Annotated in this window: 1 protein-coding gene; it reads left to right on the top strand. The window is 48.8% G+C overall.

Features of this window, described 5'->3' with window-relative positions:
• The first annotated feature begins 63 nt into the window (after positions 1-63).
• A complete protein-coding gene (locus tag ABD892_RS11045; RefSeq protein WP_345195701.1) occupies positions 64-2,310 on the top strand; it encodes an Ig-like domain-containing protein in 2,247 nt (748 codons plus the stop codon).
• Positions 2,311-2,363: the final 53 nt, after the last annotated feature.

Genomic DNA, 2,363 nt, shown 5'->3' with positions numbered 1-2,363 from the left:
GGTCATTGATTACTCACTGACCACCCCCTGTTTAAGTTGGAAATTTCAGAAGAGGCGACAACTATGCTGGCACAGGGGGATCCCCGAGATGCAAAGTACCCAGAGAGTTTCGAAGATATTCTGGAAGTAACACTTTCGATTGATGATTCTGGATCAGGTGATAGCCTGCGTTTAGGTGCCTCGGATGATGTTGAAATTTTATCTGCAGAAAATGAGAAAATTGTTTTCAGGGGTAAGATTGCTGATATCAACAAAGCGCTGAATGGTTTGACATATACGGTGTCTACGGAGTCTCAGGATGGTGATAAAGATCAAACCGTTCAGTTGACTGTGACGGTCAATGATCTGAATAACGGTCAGAATAATAAGGCACTGAACGTCACAGAAGTCATTGATATCCAGGTCAGTAATATCAATGACGCGCCAGCGATATCCGTTCCCGACCCCGGCACTGTTGTCGTGACTGAAGATAGCAGCTTTGTGTTTGGGGATAACCCGAAGCTGTCTATCTCTATTACGGATGACGATGCTTTCGACAGTGAAATCGAGGTCACTATCACGTCTACTCACGGAGAGCTTTCTCTTCGAGGTAATGACGGCGTCCAAGTCTCAACGGCTAATGAGAATGGTGAATTTGCACTAACGCTGACGGGCACCCTGGCGCAAATTAATCAGGCGCTTAACGGGCTGAAATACACGCCGGATGCTAATTATAATGGTGCTGCAACCATTGTGATTGGCGTTAATGACGGGGGGAATACTGGTGTTGGTGGCATAATTGAAGCTCAAGCAACCATTCCGGTCACTGTTAAACCAGTCAATGATACACCGATCCTCTCTATCGGTGGCACGGTTGATTACACCGAAGGTGATGAGTATGGCGCCCCGGTGAAACTCGCACCCGGTGGAGGTATCACTGATATTGAATTGACGGATAAAGGGGAAGACAACTTTGATAGCGCCACATTAACCGTTCAGCGGAAAGGTGGCGCTAGTGCTTTTGATAAGTTCGGGTTTGATTTCACGAACACCAATCTGAGCCTTCAGGGCAACCTGATCATTGATGGTAATAAGAATACGATTGCGACGATTATCAGCAATGCCGATGGCTCCCTTTCCCTGACATTCAGTGAGTATGCTGACAAGGCCAGTGCGGATACGGTGATTCAGAGTATCACCTATTCGAACAACGAAAATGCGCCGGCTGCCGGTGAACAACGTAACGTCAACATTGAATTTGCGTTCAATGATGGCAACGACCCGACGTCCCTCCCGCAGGGAACCGGTATCGGTGCGACCACTGCGCTGGTGACTGTGAGAGTCACGGGCACCAATGACAAGCCTACCGCGAATAATGATACGGGCAGCACGAATGAAGAGTCTGACCTGACGGTATCTGCAGTCGATGGTGTGTTGAAAAACGATACAGACCCGGATACGAGCGACTTACTCGAAGTCGATGGAATTAGTGGAAAAGATGCTGAAGGGAAACCGGTCGACGTTGCGCCGGGAGAATCGGTTAAGGGAAGCAATGGCGGTTCGTTTGTTATTAATAAAGATGGCAGTTATACCTTCGAGCCGGGGGATGATTTCCAGTCACTGGCCAAAGGAGAACAAACAACTACGTCCGTCACTTACAGCATTGATGATGGTAATGGCGGTACCGATACGGCGACGCTCACTATTACCGTAACCGGCGTTAATGATGCCCCCGAGGCGGTTAACGATAACAAGACGACCAATGAAGAGACCAAAATCAACATTGGTGCCGATAAGGGCGTTCTGGTTAACGACACGGATACGGATACCTCCGACACGCTTGTCGTATCAGCTGTGGCTGGAAGCAATGCCGCTCTGGGCAATGCAGTACAGGGTGACAATGGTGGAACATTTATCATCAATGCTGATGGTAGCTATAGCTTCGACCCGGGCTCGGATTTCCAGCACCTTGCGGTCAATGAAACCACGACAACGGCGGTGACGTATCGCATCAGTGATGGTAATGGTGGCACCGATACGGCCACCCTGACGATTACGGTCAGGGGGATAAATGATGCGCCTGAAGCTCAAAATAACAGTGGGGTTGTTACCGAGGATACGGCAACACAAAGCCAAGGCAATGTGATCACTGACAATGACGGCAGTGGTGTTGATACGGATATTGATGGTGATGACCTTACTATCGAGCGATTTGGTCAGGATGGCAGCAACGTCAATGCTGGTACTGTTATTGATGGCAAGTACGGCCAGTTGACTCTCGATGCAAACGGCAACTACACCTATACCCTTAACTCCCGCTTAACGATCTGAAGAAGTAAGGCTAAATTGAATGAAGAGAGCGTCCCCTGTGCTCTTCAGGCAAA

The sequence above is a fragment of the Kistimonas scapharcae genome (assembly GCF_039540975.1).
GTDB lineage: Bacteria > Pseudomonadota > Gammaproteobacteria > Pseudomonadales > Endozoicomonadaceae > Kistimonas > Kistimonas scapharcae.
The sequence above is the reverse complement of the archived record's forward strand: the minus strand, read 5'-3'. Positions and strand labels throughout refer to the sequence as shown.